The 18,765-nt window shown below is 57.8% G+C and carries 16 protein-coding genes and 1 pseudogene; 7 read left to right on the top strand and 10 right to left on the bottom strand.

The features are described from left to right. Positions 1-8 precede the first annotated feature (8 nt). The 9 genes and pseudogenes from QE408_RS01100 to dinB form a co-directional block, all read right to left on the bottom strand. Complete coding sequence (locus tag QE408_RS01100) at positions 9-1,742, bottom strand: M14 family metallopeptidase (RefSeq protein WP_306927794.1); 1,734 nt, start codon at positions 1,740-1,742, stop codon at positions 9-11. Between the two features lie 5 nt (positions 1,743-1,747). Further along, positions 1,748-2,596 (bottom strand): ABC transporter permease, encoded by an 849-nt coding sequence (locus QE408_RS01095; protein WP_306927792.1) that lies wholly within the window; start codon positions 2,594-2,596, stop codon positions 1,748-1,750. Positions 2,597-2,602: 6 nt separating this feature from the next. Continuing rightward, on the bottom strand, positions 2,603-3,526 hold the full coding sequence (locus tag QE408_RS01090) for an ABC transporter permease (protein ID WP_065655348.1): 924 nt from the start codon (positions 3,524-3,526) through the stop codon (positions 2,603-2,605). 73 nt (positions 3,527-3,599) lie between these two features. After that, positions 3,600-5,135, bottom strand: a complete 1,536-nt coding sequence (locus QE408_RS01085; protein WP_306927783.1) for an ABC transporter substrate-binding protein — start codon at positions 5,133-5,135, stop codon at positions 3,600-3,602. Positions 5,136-5,174: 39 nt separating this feature from the next. Further along, positions 5,175-7,016, bottom strand: coding sequence for an ABC transporter ATP-binding protein (locus QE408_RS01080; RefSeq protein ID WP_306927781.1), 1,842 nt, complete (start codon positions 7,014-7,016; stop codon positions 5,175-5,177). After that, a complete protein-coding gene (locus QE408_RS01075) occupies positions 7,013-7,141 on the bottom strand; it encodes a hypothetical protein (RefSeq protein WP_306927780.1) in 129 nt (42 codons plus the stop codon). The genes QE408_RS01080 and QE408_RS01075 overlap by 4 nt, the downstream gene beginning before the upstream one ends. A gap of 331 nt (positions 7,142-7,472) precedes the next feature. After that, positions 7,473-7,835, bottom strand: a pseudogene (locus tag QE408_RS01070) (hypothetical protein). After that, positions 7,832-8,575: an exonuclease domain-containing protein gene (locus QE408_RS01065; RefSeq protein WP_306927779.1), complete on the bottom strand. Its 744-nt coding sequence runs from the start codon at positions 8,573-8,575 to the stop codon at positions 7,832-7,834. Before QE408_RS01065 ends, QE408_RS01070 begins: the two are co-directional and overlap by 4 nt. A gap of 36 nt (positions 8,576-8,611) precedes the next feature. After that, positions 8,612-9,709 (bottom strand): DNA polymerase IV, encoded by a 1,098-nt coding sequence (gene dinB, locus QE408_RS01060; RefSeq protein ID WP_306930142.1) that lies wholly within the window; start codon positions 9,707-9,709, stop codon positions 8,612-8,614. Between the two features lie 151 nt (positions 9,710-9,860). Here dinB and QE408_RS01055 point away from each other — a divergent pair, with 151 nt between their 5' ends. Both QE408_RS01055 and QE408_RS01050 read left to right on the top strand, forming a co-directional pair. Then, entirely contained in the window at positions 9,861-10,154 is a 294-nt protein-coding gene (locus QE408_RS01055) for a hypothetical protein (RefSeq protein ID WP_306927778.1), read from the top strand. Between the two features lie 126 nt (positions 10,155-10,280). Next, positions 10,281-11,171 carry a LysR substrate-binding domain-containing protein gene (locus tag QE408_RS01050; protein ID WP_306927776.1) on the top strand — a complete coding sequence of 297 codons (891 nt, stop codon included), beginning with the start codon at positions 10,281-10,283 and terminating at the stop codon, positions 11,169-11,171. A gap of 6 nt (positions 11,172-11,177) precedes the next feature. Here the strand turns inward: QE408_RS01050 and QE408_RS01045 are convergent, their stop codons facing one another. Then, positions 11,178-11,444: a CBU_0592 family membrane protein gene (locus QE408_RS01045; protein WP_306927774.1), complete on the bottom strand. Its 267-nt coding sequence runs from the start codon at positions 11,442-11,444 to the stop codon at positions 11,178-11,180. Between the two features lie 232 nt (positions 11,445-11,676). Here QE408_RS01045 and QE408_RS01040 point away from each other — a divergent pair, with 232 nt between their 5' ends. From QE408_RS01040 to QE408_RS01020, 5 genes are all read left to right on the top strand, one after another. Further along, positions 11,677-13,239 (top strand): ABC transporter substrate-binding protein, encoded by a 1,563-nt coding sequence (locus QE408_RS01040; RefSeq protein ID WP_306927772.1) that lies wholly within the window; start codon positions 11,677-11,679, stop codon positions 13,237-13,239. Next, the gene (locus QE408_RS01035; protein ID WP_306927770.1) at positions 13,239-14,186 is read left to right on the top strand and encodes an ABC transporter permease; all 948 of its coding nucleotides are present in this window, start codon (positions 13,239-13,241) and stop codon (positions 14,184-14,186) included. Before QE408_RS01040 ends, QE408_RS01035 begins: the two co-directional genes overlap by 1 nt. Next, positions 14,183-15,007, top strand: coding sequence for an ABC transporter permease (locus QE408_RS01030; RefSeq protein ID WP_306927769.1), 825 nt, complete (start codon positions 14,183-14,185; stop codon positions 15,005-15,007). The genes QE408_RS01035 and QE408_RS01030 overlap by 4 nt, the downstream gene beginning before the upstream one ends. Then, on the top strand, positions 15,004-16,617 hold the full coding sequence (locus tag QE408_RS01025) for an ABC transporter ATP-binding protein (protein ID WP_306927767.1): 1,614 nt from the start codon (positions 15,004-15,006) through the stop codon (positions 16,615-16,617). The genes QE408_RS01030 and QE408_RS01025 overlap by 4 nt, the downstream gene beginning before the upstream one ends. A gap of 90 nt (positions 16,618-16,707) precedes the next feature. Beyond that, on the top strand, positions 16,708-18,711 hold the full coding sequence (locus QE408_RS01020; RefSeq protein WP_306927765.1) for a CocE/NonD family hydrolase: 2,004 nt from the start codon (positions 16,708-16,710) through the stop codon (positions 18,709-18,711). Positions 18,712-18,765: the final 54 nt, after the last annotated feature.

Below are 18,765 nucleotides of genomic sequence, written 5' to 3'. Positions count from 1 at the left end.
CGCGTGGGTCAGGCAGACGCGGCCTCACGCATAATCTCTTGCCAAGCGTCGTAGGCCGAGAGAACCGTCTCCATCTGCGCGGTGTGACCGGTGATGAAATCGTCGCCATAGATCGTTTCGTCAGGATACTCGGTGATCAGGGTCATGGGAACCGTATGCCGATCATCGACGGATGAGAGGCAGGGGAAGCCATTGATGATCCGAAAACCTGTCTCGCCCGCGTGGATTTCATAGAGAGCGATCTGGCGGTTGTTGTAATCGAGAAGCCCGGGGATCGCGCCGAGATGCCGTGTGACCTTGTCCAGCAACGCTTCTGCTTGAAGTTCCCAATCCGGGTGATGGCGGATGATGAGAAAGAAGCCCTTTGGCAACGTCCACATGGCGAAGTTGCGCGGCACATATCCGGAAAGCGGTCTCGTCCATTCGTGTGATGGATAGCCATGCAGGTTCACATGCAGCCTCGCCTTGCTCTTTTGTTCGGCCTTGAATCGGATTTCCTTTTCGAACAGGTTCGTGCCGGCGTTCTCCGAAGTGCGATATTCGAGATCATCGCCAAGCGCCGTATAGCGGGCCGCATGATGCATATGGCGAGGATTGTCGAGGCGAAGTCGCTGGTGCACGGCATAGCCGTCCGGGTTCTCCAGCGGAGATATCGTAAAGTGGGCTTGCTTCCTCTGAGCAAGCTTACGGGCTGCGCGAAGAGCGCCGACAATGCCCGTCGTTTCGTTCGGATGTTGCCCGCCGCTGATCATCACGGCGGTATCGTCGCCCGCGTTATAGCGAGCGGAAAGGATGCGCCCGGAACGCGATTGTGCTTCGAAGGCCTCGCCGCCGATGTCTGTAAGAAGCTTTCTGACCTGGCTTTCCGCGATTGGTTCTCCGGCGGTGTCGATAGGCTGCTCATTCCCGTCGGAGAAACCTGTCGTGAGCGCTCGCGTCTCGATGACGACCGAAATTTCCCCGTCGCTCTTGACGATCTCCGGCACGATCTGGCCCGGTCTCAGCCCCCGATCACCCAAGGGCCGGCCTGATTTTTTCTGGAAAAATTCGAGAAGGGAGAAATAGAAATCTTCATGGAGCGCTTCGCGAAGGCTCACGACCTCATCGCCGACCGGCAACGAGATATCCTGCGCGGGATGAGTAACACGGATATTCAGTTCTTCGAAATAGGGTTCATGGTCACCCCAGGCATGACCGGCGACGGCTCTGATACCCGCCTCGAAGAGCTTCTCGTAATCCGTTTCCAGTCGCTCACCCGGCTGCCCGCCAAGCTTCACCCAGCCTGTGGGTGATACATTGATTTCGCCAACGATGTCGGTATGCACGCGGTTCGGCGCGAGGACAATCACGCTTTCGATCCGCTCCCCGCGCTTCAGCGAGAGATCATAATGAAAGTCACCGTCGTCACGGGCGATGAAGCTGATGTTTGCTTCACCTACGAGAGCCGCGAGCGGATAGGCCTCCAGCCGGAAGCGGTTGGCGGGTGCTTTGGGATGGACCGGATAGCGCACTTCGATCGCCTCGACACCCTCCAGGCTGATCTCTTCCAGGAAAGCAAAGAGAAGTGGCTTATAAGCGCTTCGGATCCGCGCATCCACGCCCTTTTCCTGCAATCGCTTTTCTGCCCGCCGCCGGCTTGCAGGATCGTCGAAGGTCCAGGCTTCCAGTTGCTGGCCTGGAATTCCTTGCTCGACCAAGGTGTCCAGCGTTCGAGCGAAAGTCTGGCGGAAAAGCTGGTTCATGGCGTTTACCTCGAGGTTCTGCCGGTTGGGTCCAGGCTGTCGCGCAGCCAGTCGCCGAGAAGGTTGAGACCGAGAACGGTCAAAAGGATCGCCAGGCCTGGGAAGACGCTGACCCACCATGCGATCTGAAGATAAGTACGACCATCCGCCAGCATACCGCCCCAGCTGGGAATCGTGGGATCGACGCCGAGGCCGAGGAAGGTCAGGCTGCTCTCGAGCAGGATGTTGGTGGCGATGTTCAGCGTCATCAGCACGATGACGGGACCGATCAGGTTTGGTAGCAGGTGCTGGAGGATGATGCGCCAGTCCTTCACGCCGATGGCACGGGCAGACAGGATGAACTCGCGCTCCCTCAGCGTCAGCACCGAACCGCGCACCAGACGGGCATACTGCACCCACTGCGATACGATCAGCAGGATGATGGTGTTCGTCAGGCTACCGCCGACGATGGCGATGAAAGTGATGGCCAGCAGGATGAAGGGCATGGCGAGCTGGATGTCGGCAAAGCGCATCACCAGCATGTCCCAGAAGCCGCGGTAGTAACCGGCCACCAGCCCCACAGCGACGCCGAAGATCACCGCTCCGATCACCGAGGTGAAGCCAACGAGGAGTGAAATCTTGCCACCGGCAACGACGCGTGCCAAGACGTCGCGGCCGAGCGGGTCGGTCCCGAAGGGATGAGCGGCATTTGTGAAGGGCTTTGCAAGTCGGGCCATCAGGTCGATCTTGTCCGCGCCGCCGGGGAAGAGGACGTCAGAGAAGACGACGGCAAGGCAGATCACCAGCGTCAGCGTTGCGCCAAGGATGAATTCAAGACTGTTGAAGCGCGAGGCGCGCAAGGTTTTGGCAGCCATCGTCTCTTACTCCGTGCGGATGCGCGGATCGACAAGCCCATAGGCAATATCGACCAGAAGGTTGATGCCGACGATCATCAGCGACAGGACAGTGATGACGGCCTGGAGAACCGGGTAGTCGCGTGCACCGACCGCATCGAAGGCGAGCGTGCCGAGGCCCGGCCAGTTGAAGACGCGCTCGATGACGACGATGCCGCCGAGCAGCCCACCGAATTGAAGGCCGAAATAAGTAATGAGCGGAATGGCGCAGTTGCGGAGGGCATGCTTGTAGAGCACCTTGTTTTCGCTCAGGCCCTTGGCCCGCGCCACCATCACATATTGCGAGCGTAACGTGTCGAGCATGGCCGTGCGCACCAGACGAACATTGGTGGCTGTCAGGATGACGCCCATTGTGACGGCTGGCATGATGTAGCTCGCAAATCCGCCCATGCCGCTTGGCGGCAACCAGCCGAGCGTGATCGAGAAGAGCAGCACCAGCATTGTTGCAAGCCAGAAATTCGGAAACGACAGGCCGATGAGCGAGAAGATGCGGATGACCTGATCCGCCGTCTTGCCGCGCGACGTGGCAGCCTTGATCCCCAGCGGAATGGAAAGCGCGATCGATACGGCCATGGAGATGAAAGCGAGGAGCAGTGTGGCTGGGAGTGCGTCCGCAATCAGTCGGGAGACCGGCGTGCTGCCGGTGAAGCTGCGCCCAAAATCGAGCGTTACAAGCCCCTTCAGAAAGCTGAAATATTGAACGAAGAAGGGTCGATCGGTCCCGAGCGCTGCACGAATGCGTGCCAGGTCGTCTTCCGTCATGCTGCCGCCGCCCTGGAACATGGTGACCGCGGGGTCGCCCGTCAGACGGATCGCGAAGGAGACGAGAAGGGTGATGGCGATGACGACGAAAATCGCCTGCAGCAATCGCTTGATGAGAAAACCGGCCACGTGTTTTTCCTTGAGAAATGTCCTGCCTTGCCCGCGCAAGCGGGCAAGGCGATGCGTCAAAGGGTCGAGAGCCTTATTCGACGGTGACGTCGGTGAGCTTCAGACGGTTGTCCGGTGGTGCGATGAAACCCTTGACCCGCTTGTTCATGCCGTAGATGGCGTTGGTGTTGTAGAGCGGAAGTTCAAGTGCGCGATCGGCGGTGTAGCTGCCGATCTCCTTCAGGATCTTTTCCCGCTCGGCACGGTCTGTCAGAGGACGCTGGGATTCCAGCATCTTGTCCAGCTTCTCGTCCTTGTCATAGGGGTTCCACTTTTCGCCGGAGTGGTACATGGAATAGGCCGTGTTGTCGTAGTCGAAGGTCCAGCCGCCCCACTTCTGCTGGAACATGGCGCCGGTCTTGCCCTGCGGGATGATGTCGTTCAGCAGAACATTGGTTTCATAGGGCTTGATGGTCGCGGTAATGCCGACCATGGAGAGATAGCTGGAAATGACCTGCGCTACTTCATTCATCGTCGCGTCATTGCCGCGAATGTCGATCTGAAGCGTCGTGCCCGGCTTCACGCCGGCTTCGGCCAACAGCTTCTTGGCAGCTTCTGGATCGTAAGGCAGCGGCTTCAGTTCAGGATCGTAACCAAAGGACAATGCACTCTGGAAGCTTGCGATTTCCGAGGCCTGCCCGGCAAGGATCGACTTCACGATGGTGCCGCGATCGACCGCCATGATGATCGCCTTACGCACCTTCGGATCGGCAGTGATGCCATCACGCGTGTTGAAGCGCAGTGCATCGACGGTTGGGCCTGGAACGCTGACGATCTCAAGCTTGGAGTCGCCTTCAATCACAGGGATCATGCCGATTGGAATGGTGGGCGGGATGACCAGATCGACGCGGCCTGCCTGCAATTCTGCAACGGCGGTCGCAGGCTCAGCGATGAAGCGGTACTCCAGTTCCGACAGCTTCGGAGCGCCGCCCCAGTAATCCGGATTGGCTTCCAGCTTGATGTTGTTTTTCGGTGCGTAGGACACGAACTTGAATGGACCGGTGCCGACAGGATTGAGGTTGAAGTTGTCCTCGCCCTTTTCCTGAATGTACTTCGGCGGCACGATCATGGCGCCGTAACCGGCCAGCTTGGTCAGCAACACGGGATCGGGCGCCTTAAGCTTCATATCGACGGTATAGTCGTCGATGACATCGACGCTTTCGATCGATACGTAGTTGGAACGCTGTGGGCCCTTTGCGCCCTGTTCGCCGAGAAGGCGCTCGAAGGTGAACTTGACCGCTGCGGCGTTGAAGGGCTCGCCGTCGTGGAACTTGACGTTCTGGCGGAGCTTGAAGCGGATGCGCTTGCCCCCATCCAGTTCTTCCCAGGATTCAGCGAGGCCTGGTACCAGCTTCAAGTCCGGGCCGCGATAGGTCAGACCGTCAAAGATGTTGGTGGCAACCGCTGCCCACTGAACCAGGAAGGTGTCGATCGGGTCCCAGCTGCCCGGGTCCTGCGGGCTGGAAATGGTCATTTTGCCGGCGGCAAAAGCGGGTGATGCCACGAATGCAACGCTGGCCAAGGCCAGCGACGTCATGGCAGCGGATATTCCCCTTTTGATTAATCTCATCTTCTGTTTCCTCTTCAGATGGTGTGAGTGTTGGTTCGGTCAGGCACTTTGGGCGATGAAGTGACCAGGATTGATTTCGCGATGGGTAAGGATCGGTGGTTCGTCGCCGACGCGGCGCACCGGATTGGGTATCTCGCCTTCGATCATGGCGATGCGGCGCTCTATGGTCGGGTCGGCGACCGGCACGGCAGAGAGCAATCGACGGGTGTAGTCATGCGTCGGTGTCTCGAACACCTGGCGACGGCTTCCCATCTCCATGATCTGACCGAGATAGAGCACGGCCACGCGGTGGCTCATCTTCTCGACCACGGCCATGTCATGACTGATGAAGAGGTAGGCGAGGCCACGTTCGGCCTGTAGATCCATGAACAGATTGATGATCTGGGCTTGAATCGAAACGTCGAGGGCCGAGAGAGCTTCATCGGCAATGATCAGCTTTGGATCGGATGCGAGCGCACGGGCGATACAGACACGTTGTCGCTGACCGCCTGAAAACTCGTGGGGATAGCGAGAGGCGTGTTCGGACGTTAATCCAACGCGCTCCAGCAGTTCATCCACACGTCGCTTCACCGCCTTGTTATCATTGATCAATCCATGCGTGTTGATGGGTTCGGCAATCGAGAAGCCGACTGTCTTGCGTGGGTCGAGCGAGGCGAATGGATCCTGGAAGATGTACTGCACTTCCTGGCGCATGCGGAAGCGCTCGGAGGCGGACATCTGCGAAAAGCTGCGGCCGTTGAATGAGATCTCGCCAGAGACGGCGTTTTGCAATTGCTGGATGGTCCGTCCGATGGTGGACTTGCCGGAACCGGATTCACCAACCAGTGCCAGCGTTTCCCCTGCATGAATGTCGAAGCTCACCTTCTGGACTGCACTCAGACGATGGGTCGTCTTGCCGAACAGGTTCTTGCGGATATCGAAACGCACGAAGAGATCTTTGGCGGACAGCAGCGGCTTCTGATCGTATTTCGCCGTGTCCTGGACGCGTTCTTCGCCTACGGTGATGGGCTCGCCATTCTGCAATACGGTCAGCGGCAGGCGTTTGGGATAGTCTTCACCGTCCATGCTGCCAAGGCGGGGAACAGCGGAGAGGAGCGCGCGCGTATAAGGGTGCCTAGGATGGGCAAAGACATCCTTGACCGGACCTTCCTCGACCTTTTTGCCCTTCCACATCACCACGACATCATCGGCCATCTCTGCCACCACGCCCATGTCGTGGGTGATGAAGACCATGCCCATGCCGAGTTTCTTTTGCAGGTCGCGCATGATGTTGAGAATCTGCGCCTGAATGGTGACATCCAGCGCGGTCGTCGGCTCGTCGGCAATCAGCAGCTTCGGGCGGCAGGCAAGCGCCATGGCGATCATCACGCGCTGGCGCATGCCCCCGGAGAGCTGGTGGGGATAGCGCTTTACCAATTCGGCCGCATCCGGCAGACGCACCATGTCGAGCAGCGACTGGGCTTGCGCCATTGCCTCCTGCTTGCTGAGCTTCTCATGTAAGATCAGCACTTCGCAAATCTGGTCGCCGATCGTGAAGACCGGGTTTAGAGAGGTCATCGGCTCCTGGAAGATCATGGCGATCTCCTTGCCGCGGATCGACCGCATCTCCTTCTGAGATGTCTTCAACAGATCCTTGTTTTCGAACAGGATTTTCCCGGTGGGGTAGGTCGCTCCCATCATGTCGGCCAAACGCATCGTCGAAAGTGACGTGACCGATTTGCCCGATCCCGATTCACCGACGACTGCGACCGTCCGACCCGCTTTCACTATAAACGACAGATCGTCCACGACTCGGTTTTCACCAAACTCAACGCTCAGACCTTCGACGGAGAGGAGCGGTGTCTTGTCGTCCATGAGGGCAATATCCTTTGCAATGGTCATGTCAGCGCCCTTGCTGCAAGGACCGTGCCAGTGTCGCCAAGGTCGAGGACGTGAGGATCGTCCTTGCCGGTCGCAGGGGCGCTAAAATCCGTCGAAAGGTCGCGTTTGAGGCCGATGAGCAGCATCGTACTGGTTCCTCCACAATACAAATCGACGCTAACAAAGGCGAACAATCCTGTCCATCGTGTTGAACAATTTTTGCATATTGCCCTACAAATAGTCACATGCTTTCGCTTTGGGCGAGAGAGTTGCGTAGGACGTACACCCCCCAGCGCGGGATTTTCGTGGAGTTAACCGGCATGTCGGCTCGGCCATATTCCTCGGCTTAAGGCATCTCGACAGGCTGCTGCCGGGCGCGCAGAGAGGACCGGAACCCGGTTGTCTGACGGGGAGTAGTGTGGAAGAGTTGAAAGCCAGCAGGTTAAATGGCGAGGCCTTCAGAACTTGAGCTGACACCTAAATGCGCGAGCCGCTGTTGATGGGGTCGTCTGCGGAAAGCTGCGAAAACCAGGTCGCATAAATGGTGTTCTTGACGAGGTGCCGATTAAGATCGGGCTCCCCATCATCTCACCACACCTTTCCCCTCTCGCCAAGAGCGATCTTGGCGTCGTCAACCCGCGCACGCGCCAGCGCCAACTTCGCCTGATCACCCTTCGCTTGCCGAACAGCGCGCCTCGCAGCCATCAATTCCTTGACCAACCGCGCCTTGGTCTCCTCGTCCAGAGCGGGATCGCTTTTGCGCCAGAGGCGTCCGCGGACCACAAAATACCGACCGTCTGGCGTGTCAGGATAGGAGGTTGGTTTTGCGCGGCCGCTCACAACAACGAACCCTGCGCCGGCTCGATGTCTTGATGAATTTCAATGTCTCCGCGCTTGTTCAACTCGGTTTGGGCGCTGAACCGCACATCGCCATCCCGATCTTGAAGATATCCAGCCAATGCCTCGGTCGTCAGGCGAGCCCATGCTTTCCCGCGGTCTGGACCTGCAGGCACGCGCGGTAGCAGTCCTGGCTCGGCACTCCACGCCAGTAGCTCTTCGAGCGAGGCAGCGTTCAGCATATCGCGCAGGTGATGAGCGGTGACATAGGCATCCGGCATGGCCCGGTGTGCAGGCAGCCCGATCTCATGGACAAGTCCCTCCGGCATCCGCTGATAGCGCAACATCTGGTTGGAAAACCGTGGCAGCTCAGGCCAAACCCGTAGCGCAGATTTCCACGTGCAGATCCAGGGCAACCCTCCCGTAAGTCTGGCGGTACAATATCGCTGTTCGAAGGCCGCACGGTGAGCTGCCAACGCTACCAAGCCGCCCTCAGGACGCAAAACGCTCGGCGCCACGTCTTTCCAGAAAGGTGCGTCCGCGACCTGCTCGTCGAGAATGTGATGGATGGCCATGGTGTCAGCCGTTATGGGACGACCGGGATTAACGAAGAGGGCGCCACGCTCGTCCGTCAGCGCCCAACGTCCGTCATCGGCCAGGGCCACATCCTGCCAGCCGATCTCGCAAACGTCGTTTGCACCGTTACCGGCGGTCTCTAGATCAATTACGCGTATGCGGCGCACTGACACCTTTAGGTCGTCTCTACTGTCTCTCATCGATTATAAATCTAAGCCGAGCTGAGGTTGTTCCCCATCGTCTGGATTGCCCTCATTGGTAAGAGAAGAAAGCGTAACGCCGAGCAGGCGGACCGACCGTTTAAAAGGATAGACGGTTGCGAGCAGTCCTACGGCGGCTTCCAGGATAGCGTTCCCGTTGGCGAACGGGACAGCGTTGCTCCTACTGCGGGTCGCCTGTGTAAAGTCTGAGTACTTGATCTTCACGGTCACAGTCTTCCCACTGAAACCCTTGGCCTGGCAGTAGCTCCAGACCTTCTCGGCAAGCGGTCTCAGCTCGTCGGTGGCAAGATCGAGGTCTTCAATATCCTGCATGAAAGTATCTTCAGCGCCGACCGATTTTCGGATACGGTCGGGTCGAACCCTGCGCTCGTCGATACCACGCGCGATCCCATAGAAATATGGCCCCGACTTACCGAAATGCTGTGTGAGAAATTCGAGCGTCTGTGCCTTGAGATCGGCGCCGGTTTCGATCCCCAATTTGCGCATCTTCTCGGCGGTTGCCGGTCCGACGCCGTGAAACTTCTTGACGGCCAATCCCTCGACGAATGCCGGCCCGCGCTTGGGCGTGATCACCGCCTGACCATTGGGCTTGTTTAGGTCCGACGCCATCTTGGCGAGAAACTTGTTGTAGGAAATCCCGGCGGATGCGTTGAGGCCAGTCACCATCTTGATCTTCTCGCGGATTTCGAGCGCAATCTCGGTCGCGATCGGCATGTCCTTCAAGTTCTCGGTCACATCCAGATAGGCCTCATCGAGCGAAAGAGGCTCGATCAGTGGCGTATACTCGGCAAATATCTCCCGGATTTGCTGAGAGACGGCGCGGTAGACCTCGAACCGGGGTCTGACGAAGATGAGGTCGGGGCACTTGCGTGCTGCGGTCACGGAGGGCATGGCGGAATGTACGCCAAAAGCGCGCGCTTCGTAGCTCGCTGCTGCAACGACACCACGCGCCGCAGCGCCACCAACGGCGAGAGGCTTGCCACGAAGCTCGGGATTGTCACGCTGCTCGACGGACGCGTAGAATGCATCCATGTCCACATGAATGATTTTTCGAAGCGGCGAGGGGTCGATGAAGCTCATGGAGGCCGGGGATGCGGTTTCGAACAAAAGTAGAACATAGCATGTGCGATGGCGTGCGCCAATATGTTGACGCCAGAAGTTTGTCGAGCCGGATGAAACCAGCGCGCACATGAAGAGTTTGACCTCCTCAACAGGTTTGAGGAGATCCATTATGGCCGACAACGCCACCAGTACCATTCGCGCGACATTCGATACCCGTGAGGCTGCCGACCTTGCCGTCGAACACTTGGTGCAGCAGCACGGTATTGCTCGCCCGGACATCTTCATCCAGTCAGCTTCCGACGAAAACACCACAGGAACGGAATCGTCCCGCGGCGACGTGAAGCGTGCCGACGCTCCTCACGAAGGTGAGATCGAAGTATCGGTTGATATCGCAGCCGACCAGTTGCAGGCCGTTCAGCGCAGTTTTGGTGACGCCGGTGCTATCCGGGTTTCAGGCCGTTGAAGCGAAGCGATAAGCTTAGGCGGCAAGCCACGAGTTCTTGAAGAAGAGCTTGCCGCCTTAAGACAATAACCACGTTGATGATCCTGTGATGTGCATGTATTTGATCCGGCAACGTCAGGGATCAAAATGCAGACCTTTTCCAGATTGCCGCCACTTGAAGCGCTGGTTGTTTTCGAAGCGGCATCGCGTCTCGGAAGCTTTTCCCGTGCAGGCATCGAACTGGGTTTGACCCAGAGCGCGGTCAGCCGCCAGATCGGTAAGCTGGAAGCATTTATTGGCTCGAAACTGTTCGAACGTGTACCGACAGGCGTGCGGTTGACGACAGTGGGCGAGAATTATTCCATCGACGTCTCTCGACTGATCCTCGATATCGCAAGTGTCACGGATGGTGTTCGCTCATGGACAGGCGCCAGCCAGATCACGATTGCCTGTTCCAGAGGGATCGCCGATCAGTGGTTTATGCCGCGCCTCAAGAAACTGAAGAACGATATTACAGGTCTTGAACTCAGACTGCGCGTCACCGACGACGTCGCACATTTGCGGCTCGACGAGTTCGATCTTGCTATTTTCTACCGCAAAGAAAGACCGATCGGCGTTTGGCTCTCTGAACTTGGTCAGGAAGAGGTCGTGCCGGTTTCGGGCGCTGGCGCGCTGACGCTGGAAGAGCAAAAGGCGCCGGTACTCATTTCCATTGAAGACTCTATGCGCGAGTGGCAGGATTGGGGCGATTGGTGGCGATCATCAAAGATGTCACCGCCGCAGGATGCAGTGCACTGGAAACTTGGAGATTACGGTTTGTGTGTCGCGGCTGCCTCCCAGAGTCTCGGCACGACGCTCGGCTGGACATGGCTCATCCGCGATCAACTGGACAGCGGTGTCCTCGTTCCGGTGCATAGCCACACGATGCGATCCGAAGGACGATTCTATCTCATGCGGCCTGCTGACCGACATCAGCGAAAGATCGTGCGCGAAGTGGCCGACTGGCTGATTGCAAACAACAAGGCGACCGCGCGCTGATTTTCGTTACGCTTGCACCACACGCGCTCTGCGCCGACGATCCAGCATGAAGCGTGCGTAACCTATCAAAGTGAATATCAGCCACGCCACCTGTGAAATCAGGGAGCCAAGATTGAAATTCCATATCAGCGAGTAGATCAGGAGAACGCCGCCGAGGATATTCAGAATGGTGTAGCGGCCGTCTTCAACGTTCAGAACGCGCAATTGCAGCAGGGCATATGCGATGAGATAGAAAATTGCTCCTGCAAGGCCAACAATGTCCGCAAGCCCCATTTATACGCACTCCGTATCCGCCTAGTATGGTCGCATCGACCGCCGGTTCACTCCGGCGCCGCCCGTTTACTCCGCTTCGCAAACAAGCGGATGCGCTTTGATTTCATGACCCCATGCGCAAAAATCATACCCTCGGTTATGGCTGCGTCTCTAGTGCCGAACCGCCGAGTACGATAGGCCAAACCCGAGAGCCGTCCCATGAACGGCGATGATAAAAACAGGGAACTATACCATGACTCACCCCCCTTCTTCCTTTTCTCTCGACCGGCGTAGCTTCCTGATCGGCGCTGCCGGTCTGACGGCGCTTTCTGCTGGTTTCATCACGCAGGCCAGCGCACAAGACGCTCAAACTCCGAAGAAAGGGGGCGTGCTGAAACTTGGTATTGGCGGCGGTAGCACGACAGACAATCTCGATCCGCGCATCTTGAAGGACTGGGTTCCCGTTAATCAGGCCTTCATGATTATGAACGGCCTTGTTGAGATCGACGCCAATAACCAAGCGGTTCCAGAACTGCTCGAAAGCTGGGAAGCGCAGCCCGGTGCCAAGGAGTGGACGTTCAAGCTGCGGCAAGGCGTAACGTTCCATAACGGCAAGACGCTGACAGTCGAAGATGTGATTTACTCGATCAATCTTCACCGTGGCGAAACCACCTCTGGAGCGCGTTCGATCGCGTCTGCGCTCAAAAGCGTCGAGAAAGTCTCGGACAGCGAAATCAAGATCGTCCTGGAAAGCGGCAACGCCGACCTTCCCTACATTCTCTCCGACTACCACTTCCTTGTCGTTCCCGAAGGATGGACGGATTTCAACAAGCCGGTTGGCACGGGTCCGTTCGTGTTCGAAAGCTATGATCCCGGCGTGCGCTCGCGCTTTACACGTAACCCTAGCTATTGGAAGCCGAACGCCGCGCATGTCGATGCTGTCGAAGTGATCGTCATCAATGACATTGCCGCGCGCACCAATGCCATGATGTCGGGCCAAGTTCATGCGATCAATCAGCTCGACTTCAAGACCGTCGATCTCTTGCGTCGTAACCCTAACCTCAACATCGTTCAATCGGCTGGCGGCCAGCATTTCACATTCCTGATGGACTGCACGCAGTCGCCTTATAAGGACAACAATGTCCGCCTTGCCATCAAGCACGCGATCGATCGCGAGCAGCTTTTGAAAACCGCTTTGCGTGGGTACGGCCGTATCGGCAACGATCATCCCATCCCAAGTTCCGATCGCTTTTACGCGGCGGACCTGCCGCAGCGCCCTTACGACCCCGAGAAGTCCAAGTTCTATCTGAAGCAGGCTGGACTCGATGCGTTGAAGGTCGAGATATCGGCTTCGGACGCGGCGTTCTCTGGCGCGGTCGACGCAGCAGCGATCTTCCGCACCAGCGCTGCCAAGGGCGGAATCGATGTTTCGATCAAGCGCGAGCCTTCGGATGGTTATTGGGACAACGTCTGGATGAAGGCACCGTTCTGCATGTCCTATTGGGGCGGACGTCCGACCGCCGACCAGATGCTGACGATTGCATACCAGTCCACCTCGGCACAGAACGACACGCATTGGAAGAACGAGACCTTCGACAAGAAGCTGATCGAAGCCCGCGCTCTTCTGGACGATGCCAAGCGCAAGGAAATCTATGCCGAGCTTCAGGCGCTGATCTCGAACGAGGGCGGCGCGATGATCCCGATGTTCGGCGATTATCTCGACGCCACGTCCAAAAAGCTCAAAGGCGTCACCACGCACCCGATGTTCAACTTCATGGGTGCTCGTCTCGCTGAAAAGGTATGGTTGGACGCGTAATGACTATCCTTATCCTGAAGCGCATTGCTTTGGGTATTCTGACGCTATTGCTCGTGTCGGCGCTGATTTTCGCCGGCACGCAGCTTCTGCCTGGTGATGTGGCGTCGGCAATACTCGGACAGAATGCAACGCCCGAGTCTCTCGCAGTGCTGCGCACGGAACTCGGTCTCAACCAACCTCTGCTGCACAGATACCTGATTTGGCTCGGCGGCTTTGTAACCGGTGATCTTGGCAATTCGCTTGCCAACCGGCAGCCCGTTGCGGATCTGCTATGGCCACGGTTCTGGAATACCATGGCGCTTGCGTTCTACGCTGCCGTGATCTCGGTGCCAGTTGCCGTTCTTCTGGGGCTACTCAGCGCGATCTGGAGAGGTACTCTTTTCGACCGGGCCGTCAATATTGCGGCACTCGCCTTCGTGTCGCTTCCCGAATACTTCCTCGGCCTTCTGCTGATCCTGTTCGTCTCGGTGCAATACAATCTCTTGCCAAGCCTTGCGGACACCTATCCGGGCATGAGCATGGGAGACTGGCTGAAGGCGACGACGCTTCCGGCTCTGACGCTTGTTCTGGTAACGGTCGCCCAGATGCTGCGAATGACCAGGACCGCGGTTCTGGCCGTCATGGATCAGGCTTACGTGGAGACTGCTTACCTGAAGGGTCTACGCACCAAGCGTGCGGTTCTTCGCCACGCGCTTCCCAATGCGGCAGCCCCCATCGTCAATGTCGTATCCTTCAACATCGCCTACCTCATTACCGGCGTCGTTCTGGTCGAGGCGGTGTTTAACTACAACGGGCTTGGTCGCTTTATGGTCGATGCCGTTTCGAAACGCGATCTTCCGCTGGTTCAAGCGGCGGCGCTCGTGTTCGGTACCGCCTACGTTATCCTGAACATTATTGCCGATGTTACGGCAATCGCGCTCAATCCGCGCCTGAGGCATGCCCGATGAAATTCCTGCGTACTATTTCACCGACGGCATGGATCGGTCTCTTCATCATTTCACTCAACATTATCCTGTTCTTGGCCGGTCCTCATATTGCGCCTTTCGGTCAGGAGGAGATCGTCGGATCGCCCTTCGATCCCCCTTCAGCCGCCCACTGGTTCGGTCTCGATCAGAACGGCCGGGACATGCTGTCGCGTATTCTCGCAGGCGCGCAGATGTCCATCGGCGTGTCGCTCGCCGCATCTTTGTTGTCGTTTACCATCGGCATCACGCTCGGCTTTGTTGCGGCGATTTTCGGAGGTTGGGTCGATACCATTCTCTCGCGCATCGTCGATACCGTCATGTGCATTCCGGTGTTGATTTCGGCTTTGGTCGTCTTGCAGGCGCTGGGATCGTCGATCCCGGTTCTGATCGTCACCATCGCATTGCTGGACTCGACCCGTGTGTTTCGTCTGGCACGTATCGTTGCGCAAGGGATCAATGTTCTCGAATACGCCGAAACCGCACGTCTGCGGGGCGAAGGCTTGGTGTGGCTGGTCTTCAAGGAAATCTTGCCGAACGCGCTGCCGCCGCTGATCGCGGAATTCGGTCTGCGTTTCTGCTTCACCTTCCTCTTCGTTGCCGGTCTCTCATTCCTTGGCCTCGGTATTCAGCCGCCTTTCGCAGACTGGGGCGGAATGGTGAAAGATAACCAACAGGCTATTCTTTACGGCCTTTATGCGCCGCTTTATCCCGCTGCCGCGATCGCCATTCTGACCATCGGCATCAATCTTGTCGTCGACTGGTTGCTGGCGGGCCGCAGTGCAATTCAAGGAGCGGATCGATGAGCGAAACCAAAGTCCTTCAAATCCGCGGCCTGAAAGTCGCAGCTCCCAACGGCGCCGTTCTGGTCGATGGCATCGATCTCGACCTGTCCCGCGGTGAGGTCAAAGGCCTCATTGGTGAATCGGGGGCGGGGAAATCCACCATCGGTCTCGCCGCCATGGGCTACGGTCGAAATGGCTGCCGTATCGTTGACGGCGAGATCGTCGTCGATGGCATCTCTTTGATGAAGATCGGCCGTGCTGGACGCGAGGCGGTGCGTGGCGCGCGTATTGCCTATGTCGCCCAGAGTGCCGCTGCGGCTTTCAATCCCGCCATGAAAATCGGCGATCAGATCATCGAGGGGCCGCTTTATCATGGCATCATGAACCGGCAGGAGGCACATGCCTGGATGCTGGAACTGCTCGAGGCGCTGCAGCTTCCGGACTTTCGCAATTTCGGCAGTCGCTACCCGCATCAGGTTTCCGGTGGTCAGTTGCAGCGTGCCATGGTTGCCATGGCGATGTCATGCCGGCCGGACATCCTTGTGCTCGATGAGCCGACCACGGCTCTCGATGTCACGACGCAAATCGAAGTTCTCGCGCTGCTGCGCAATCTGATCCAGCGGTACAAGACCGCCGCGCTTTACATCACGCACGATCTGGCGGTGGTGGCGCAGGTGGCCGATACGATCACGGTCTTGCGCCATGGAAAGCGGGTAGAGGAGGGGAGCGCCGAGCAGATCCTCGAGCATCCTCAGGAGGATTACACCAAGCGTCTTGTTTCGGAACGCGAAACCAGCATGGCGGGGCAAGGCGTTCACCACGAGAGGGGCGAGGTCTTGCTGGATGTGCGGGACGTGACGGCTCATTACGGGCGCAAAAAGGTATTGGACAATGTCCATCTGACGTTGCACCGCGGTGAAACGCTCGCTGTCGTTGGCGAATCCGGGTCTGGAAAGTCCACGCTCGCACGCGTTATCGCAGGTTTGCCACCCCATTCCTCGGGGGTTATCTCACTTGTCGGGCACAGGCTTGCCGACAGCTACAAGAAGCGCAGCCGCGAAGAGCTCCGCCGCATCCAACTCGTCTATCAGCTACCGGATGTGGCACTCAATCCGCGACAGACGGTGGGCGACATCATCGGTCGGCCCATGTCATTTTATTTCAATATGAAAGAGGACCAGCGCGCCTCCGAAGTTGGACGGGTGCTGGATCTTGTCGGACTACCGCGGGATTTTGCCGAGCGGCTTCCAAAAGCGCTTTCCGGCGGTCAGAAGCAGCGCGTCTGTATTGCCCGCGCCCTTGCAGCGCGTCCCGATCTCATCATTTGCGATGAGGTTACGTCTGCACTCGATCCGCTTGTGGCGGAAGAGATCTTGCGATTGCTGCGCTCGTTGCAGGATGAACTGTCCGTCTCCTATCTGTTCATCACCCATGATCTGGGCGTCGTTCGCAGGTTGGCGGACCGGACCATGGTGATGCAGCATGGCGTGATTGTCGAAACCGGTGAAACGGCTGATGTTTTTGCGCCGCCTTACAAGCCCTATACCGAACAGCTCATCACTTCCGTGCCGGAGCTGCGGCGAGATTGGCTTGATGGCGTATTGGCAAAGCGCGGAATTCCCGCCGCTTGAGGACGACGGCGATCTTCCATCGCCGTTCAAAAATCCTATCGTCGCTACTGGAGCACCGGTAAGGCGCATAATCTGACTGGAATAGTTGAAATGACAGTGCATGTCCAAGAACACATCTGGATTCCCTTGAGCGATGGTACGCGCCTTGGGGCGCGGCTTTGGTTGCCGGAGAACGCAGAACAATCGCCGGTGCCGGCAGTCCTTGAATATATTCCTTACCGCAAGCGCGATGGCACGCGCGGGCGTGATGAGCCGATGCATGGCTATTTTGCCAGCCAGGGTTATGCGGCTATTCGCGTCGATATGCGCGGGACGGGCGAGTCCGACGGACATATGGCGGATGAATATCTGAAGCAGGAGCAGGATGACGCGCTTGAAGTCATTGACTGGATTTCCCGCCAAGCCTGGTGCAGCGGCAATGTTGGTATGATGGGAAAAAGCTGGGGCGGCTTCAACAGCTTGCAGGTGGCGGCGCGCAGGCCGCCAGCGCTGAAGGCAATTATCACCGCCTATTCGACGGATAATCGTTATACTGACGACATCCATTACATGGGGGGCTTGCTGCTCAACGACAATTTGTGGTGGGGTACGATCATGCTGGCTTACCAGAGCCGGCCTCTGGACCGAAAGATCGTCGGCGAGGCGTGGAGAGAGCAGTGGCTGGAACGGCTCGACAGGCTCCCTTTCTTCCCCGCCCTTTGGCTCGAACATCAGCGTTATGACGACTATTGGAAACACGGTTCGGTCTGTGAAGACTGGAGCGCAATCCAGTGCCCGGTACTGGCAATCGGCGCCTGGGCCGATAGCTACACCAACCCCGTGTCCCGACTTTTGGAAAACCTGCAGGTTCCACGTCGCGGGATTATCGGTCCCTGGGGGCACATCTATCCTCAGGATGGTGTCCCAGGTCCTGCCATTGGCTTCCTTCAGGAGGCAACCCGTTGGTGGGACCACTGGCTTAAGGGTGAAGAGACCGGCGTCATGGATGAGCCCATGCTGCGCGCCTTTGTCTGTGACACAATCGAACCCACGGGCACGCGCACCACGACGAACGGTCGATGGGTTGGTGAGGCAACGTGGCCATCGCCTGAGATAGCTGCAAAGCAGTTCAATCTCGGTGCCGATCGTCGCCTTGGTGGAGACGCAGGGCAAGCAGCGATACTACAAATTCGTTCGCCGCAAAGCCATGGAAAAGCAGGTGGTGAATGGATGGCGACGGGTTGCCCCGGCGAACACCCGACAGACCAGCGTCTCGATAATGGCGGCGCGCTCGTTTTCGAAACGGATGTGCTGGAACAGGACTTTGACGTTTTGGGTGCGCCCGTGGTCCGCCTGCGCGCTGCCTCGGATTGCCCTGTCGCGCAAGTCTCCCTTCGTCTGAACGATGTTCTTCCGGATGGGCGTGTCACGCGCGTCAGCTATCAGGTTTTCAATCTGACGCATCGTGATAGCCACGAAGAACCCGAAGCACTGGAAGCAGGCAAGTTCTATGATGTAGCGATCAAGCTTAATGATTGCGGCTATCGCTTTGCCAAGGGTCATCGGCTCCAACTTGCCATCGCCACAGCCTACTGGCCCATGGTGTGGACGTCACCCTATGACGCGACGCTGAGCATCTCAGTCGCGGAAAGCAGACTCGAGCTACCGGTTCGTGCGCCCTCGCAGGAGGCAGAAGTGCGTTTCGAGGCGCCTGCGCACGGACCGTTCACTCCAACGACGCAGATCGACGCTGGCACCGTCAGGCGCTGGACCGAACAGGATCATGAAACTGGTATCAATACCTACATCACGGAAGGTGTGGGCGGTTTGTTCGGAGAGGGCGTCATCCGCTTTGACGAGATCGATACTCAACTCAGTCACAGCCTTCGCAGAGAGTTGACCATCAAGGACAACGATCCGCTCTCGGCGAGATACGTGCTGACCCAGACATATGACATGGGGCGTGAGGGCTGGCGGATAAAAATCGAAAGCCGGACGGAAATGCGCTCGGACGAGAACACGTTCTATCTTGTCGGAGAGTTGTCGGCATTTGAGAATGGCGCGCTGGTCAAGACGCGCGAGTGGGACGAGCGCTTTGACCGTGATCTGATCTGAGGATGACCTGCTAAAGATAGAATGGGTAGCCATCACTAAAGGCGACAAATTCTT

The organism is Agrobacterium larrymoorei (assembly GCF_030819275.1).
GTDB lineage: Bacteria > Pseudomonadota > Alphaproteobacteria > Rhizobiales > Rhizobiaceae > Agrobacterium > Agrobacterium larrymoorei_B.
This window is presented reverse-complemented; position numbering and strand designations above follow the sequence as displayed.

Excerpts from the sequence above, each read along its gene's own strand:
- QE408_RS01100 (WP_306927794.1), bottom strand. The coding sequence starts at position 1,742 with ATGAACCAGCTTTTCCGCCAGACTTTCGCTCGAACGCTGGACACCTTG.
- QE408_RS01095 (WP_306927792.1), bottom strand. The coding sequence starts at position 2,596 with ATGGCTGCCAAAACCTTGCGCGCCTCGCGCTTCAACAGTCTTGAATTC.
- QE408_RS01085 (WP_306927783.1), bottom strand. The coding sequence starts at position 5,135 with ATGAGATTAATCAAAAGGGGAATATCCGCTGCCATGACGTCGCTGGCC.
- QE408_RS01080 (WP_306927781.1), bottom strand. The coding sequence starts at position 7,016 with ATGACCATTGCAAAGGATATTGCCCTCATGGACGACAAGACACCGCTC.
- QE408_RS01075 (WP_306927780.1), bottom strand. The coding sequence starts at position 7,141 with ATGCTGCTCATCGGCCTCAAACGCGACCTTTCGACGGATTTTAGCGCC.
- dinB (WP_306930142.1), bottom strand. The coding sequence starts at position 9,709 with ATGAGCTTCATCGACCCCTCGCCGCTTCGAAAAATCATTCATGTGGAC.
- QE408_RS01055 (WP_306927778.1), top strand. The coding sequence starts at position 9,861 with ATGGCCGACAACGCCACCAGTACCATTCGCGCGACATTCGATACCCGT.
- QE408_RS01050 (WP_306927776.1), top strand. The coding sequence starts at position 10,281 with ATGCAGACCTTTTCCAGATTGCCGCCACTTGAAGCGCTGGTTGTTTTC.
- QE408_RS01045 (WP_306927774.1), bottom strand. The coding sequence starts at position 11,444 with ATGGGGCTTGCGGACATTGTTGGCCTTGCAGGAGCAATTTTCTATCTC.
- QE408_RS01040 (WP_306927772.1), top strand. The coding sequence starts at position 11,677 with ATGACTCACCCCCCTTCTTCCTTTTCTCTCGACCGGCGTAGCTTCCTG.
- QE408_RS01035 (WP_306927770.1), top strand. The coding sequence starts at position 13,239 with ATGACTATCCTTATCCTGAAGCGCATTGCTTTGGGTATTCTGACGCTA.
- QE408_RS01030 (WP_306927769.1), top strand. The coding sequence starts at position 14,183 with ATGAAATTCCTGCGTACTATTTCACCGACGGCATGGATCGGTCTCTTC.
- QE408_RS01025 (WP_306927767.1), top strand. The coding sequence starts at position 15,004 with ATGAGCGAAACCAAAGTCCTTCAAATCCGCGGCCTGAAAGTCGCAGCT.
- QE408_RS01020 (WP_306927765.1), top strand. The coding sequence starts at position 16,708 with ATGACAGTGCATGTCCAAGAACACATCTGGATTCCCTTGAGCGATGGT.